7 protein-coding genes are annotated in these 2,603 nt (G+C 44.9%); 3 read left to right on the top strand and 4 right to left on the bottom strand.

All coding sequences use genetic code 11. The annotated features are described in order from the left end of the window. Together J7J01_03450 and J7J01_03445 are read left to right on the top strand one after the other, a co-directional pair. On the top strand, positions 1-462 hold a 462-nt coding region (locus J7J01_03450), incomplete at its 5' end, for a hypothetical protein (protein ID MCD6209944.1). After that, entirely contained in the window at positions 437-904 is a 468-nt protein-coding gene (locus J7J01_03445; protein MCD6209943.1) for a hypothetical protein, read from the top strand. The genes J7J01_03450 and J7J01_03445, both read left to right, overlap by 26 nt. Positions 905-929: 25 nt before the next feature. Here J7J01_03445 and J7J01_03440 read toward each other — a convergent pair whose 3' ends face one another. From J7J01_03440 to J7J01_03425, 4 genes are all read right to left on the bottom strand, one after another. Beyond that, positions 930-1,082, bottom strand: coding sequence for a hypothetical protein (locus tag J7J01_03440; protein ID MCD6209942.1), 153 nt, complete (start codon positions 1,080-1,082; stop codon positions 930-932). An 11-nt stretch (positions 1,083-1,093) separates the two neighbouring features. Further along, entirely contained in the window at positions 1,094-1,267 is a 174-nt protein-coding gene (locus tag J7J01_03435; protein MCD6209941.1) for a hypothetical protein, read from the bottom strand. A 10-nt stretch (positions 1,268-1,277) separates the two neighbouring features. Next, a complete protein-coding gene (locus J7J01_03430; protein ID MCD6209940.1) occupies positions 1,278-1,460 on the bottom strand; it encodes a hypothetical protein in 183 nt (60 codons plus the stop codon). Between the two features lie 102 nt (positions 1,461-1,562). Further along, the gene (locus J7J01_03425; GenBank protein MCD6209939.1) at positions 1,563-1,889 is read right to left on the bottom strand and encodes a hypothetical protein; all 327 of its coding nucleotides are present in this window, start codon (positions 1,887-1,889) and stop codon (positions 1,563-1,565) included. Positions 1,890-2,233: 344 nt separating this feature from the next. Here J7J01_03425 and J7J01_03420 point away from each other — a divergent pair. Then, on the top strand, positions 2,234-2,603 hold a 370-nt coding region (locus tag J7J01_03420), incomplete at its 3' end, for a hypothetical protein (GenBank protein ID MCD6209938.1).

Below are 2,603 nucleotides of genomic sequence, written 5' to 3'. Positions count from 1 at the left end.
GGTCTGGCACAACAGTGGGGCAACGCGGCAAAAATATCGCTTGAGATCAGAGAACCTACGGAACAAACGTCTGACTATGCGAAGGCGGTGGTGCGTGCAATCTTGCCAGACGGGCAATTCATAGACGAATGCGTCATCCACTATTACGACATTTCAAAGGAAAGAATAGCATTTGAAGAGATTGAAGCTATGCAAAGGGAGGGAAAAAAACCCATAGAGGGTTTTGACGATGAAGGACGGCCGATTTTGACAGCGGAAGCAAAATACAGAATTTACAAGCGATACGTTCGCTTCAAAGACTTTTCGGTAAGAGACGCGATCACAAAAGCGGGGAGGCGGGCGATACTCAAGATACTCAACTACGAGTGGCGCGAGCCTGAGGAGATTGAGTCGGAAGCGAGGGAGGTACAGGCGGTGCAGGAAGAGAGAAGGAGGTATGGAAGAAAAAATGGTAACTCTTAAAGAGCGAGCTATACAGGCAGCGAAGGAACGGCAAGAACGAAGGGAAATAGAAAAGATCGAAGCGATGGATAAATTCGCGCAGACAGCGATAAAAGAATTCCAGGACAGGTTCGGTACCGATATAGAGAAACTCAGTGTGAAGGGGGTGAATAGGAACGCGGCGGAGATCATGGCGGACGGTCTCAAGTTCGATGCACGAAGGATACACAGAGAATATGACACATATATCAGGTTCTATTTACGGGCAAAGTGTGAAAAGTGTGGCAGGTGGTTCACGCATCCGACGCCGTGCGAAAATCTTGCAGATGTGGGACAACTTCTGATCAATCCTGCGATATGCGATAGCTGCCGATACAATATAGACACAGAAACTACGAAATCTGAAGCAGAACAGGTTATGGAAATGCTACGGAAAATTATAGAAATTTGCAAGAAAAATTGAAAAATAAGCGGGGATTCATTCCCCGCTATTTCATTGCTTCTATTATTATTTTTCTGTCTCCTTCTGTCCTAACGATTATTTTTTCTCCCTGTTTCAGTCCGCTTTTCTCGACCATTTTCAGACCGAGATAAACCGTTGTATCCCCTCTGATCACCCGGGGTTCTTTGTATTCTTCCATTCATCCACCTCCTAATAAATGTCTCTCTTTAGTCCTCCGCTAAAATCACCAGTTTCGCACGCTTGTTTTGCATCTCTGTATTTGAAATAGACTGCAATCAGCTTCTCGTTCCGAAGGACTGTATATCTCTTGACAAAGCCGGGACCGCCTCTCCCCTCTATTCTATATCCGTTTATTTCCACCATTTTTCACCTCCTATTCACCTTTGCGGGGTTCAACGCCCCCGCCTCGCTCACCGCATTCCACGAAAAACTCCCGCTCGCACTCGACCGAGCAGAACCACGATCCTTTGTAATGACGACCGAGACGGTAGTCTTCGGATATGGGTCTTTGGCAGTTCGCACACGGTTTCATCAACCGTATTTTCTCTTCTATCATTTTCCTCCTCCTTTTTTTTTCTCGCCTTTAGAGGCGGTTATTTCATTTCTCGCCCCTCCCGGAGTTGCACCGGAAAAAAAAAGAAAAGGGGATTTATCCCCCTTATGCTGCCTCTTTCAAGTTTACATCTATTATGATCTGTTTCCTTTCCGTCGAGTTCGGGTCGTCATCATACCAGATCCCGAGCTGGTCCCACAAGCCTTCCCGTTTCAAGAGCTGGATTATTCTGCTCCGTGTCTGATCCATTACCTCTTTTGCTTTTTCGGTGTAATATAACCCGTCCGATACTTGAAAATCAACCGGGATGGTTACGCTTACATCGACCCATCCGTATGCTGTTCCTCTGCCCCCTCTTACTTTCACATTCCCGCGCCCGAACTCTCTACTTAGGACTTTCTTTATCGCCCTGTTTCGCTCCGCCGTGTTCATCTCCCCTATCACCTCCTATATACTAATACTACTATTAGCACTATATATATTACTTTCGTTCGCTTCAAAAAAACTTTCAAATAGCGAAAAACTTATATAACCCTATACAAAACACAAGATTTTTTGTATATTGTGAGTTGGTATATTGTCGTGTATAGCGCTTTCCCCTACAAGTTGCGTGAATTTTTCATGCTATTTGCACGGGCAGGTTTGCAATTTTTGAAAATGATATAGGTAAAACATCATGGGGCAGGAAGAAATTTGCGTGTGCGTGAAATATGAGCATGTTTTTGTATGTGCGTTCTCCACAATGTTTATAAATAGTGAGTATATAATGATATACTATGAGTATATCAAGTGTTGAAGAATTAGAGGCGAAACTAAGGGAGGGCTGGACCCTCTACCAAACGAAGCGAGACGGGAAGTGGTGGGCTGTTCGGAAGGGAGAAACCCCGCAGTATATAAAAAAAGCAGTAGTGAACAAAGCGCCTGAGTATTTCCAGGAGAAAAAGACGGAGAAGAAAGAGAAGGGCAAGAACAAGAGTGAAGAAAAAAGCGAGAAGTGCGAGAAGGAGAAAAAGACGACCGTAACAACCGCACCACTTCGTATACTGGACAAGAGCTATGCGGAGATTCTCACCCACTTGACCTCAAAATTGGATTGGTTCGGCGAAGTAATGATGCAAGTGGGCTTCACATCAACAATGATAGCGC

It is taken from the genome of Methanophagales archaeon, from assembly GCA_021159465.1.
In the GTDB taxonomy this organism is placed as follows: Archaea; Halobacteriota; Syntropharchaeia; order Alkanophagales; family Methanospirareceae; genus G60ANME1.
This window is presented reverse-complemented; position numbering and strand designations above follow the sequence as displayed.

Excerpts from the sequence above, each read along its gene's own strand:
- J7J01_03445 (MCD6209943.1), top strand. The coding sequence starts at position 437 with ATGGAAGAAAAAATGGTAACTCTTAAAGAGCGAGCTATACAGGCAGCG.
- J7J01_03440 (MCD6209942.1), bottom strand. The coding sequence starts at position 1,082 with ATGGAAGAATACAAAGAACCCCGGGTGATCAGAGGGGATACAACGGTT.
- J7J01_03435 (MCD6209941.1), bottom strand. The coding sequence starts at position 1,267 with ATGGTGGAAATAAACGGATATAGAATAGAGGGGAGAGGCGGTCCCGGC.
- J7J01_03430 (MCD6209940.1), bottom strand. The coding sequence starts at position 1,460 with ATGATAGAAGAGAAAATACGGTTGATGAAACCGTGTGCGAACTGCCAA.
- J7J01_03425 (MCD6209939.1), bottom strand. The coding sequence starts at position 1,889 with ATGAACACGGCGGAGCGAAACAGGGCGATAAAGAAAGTCCTAAGTAGA.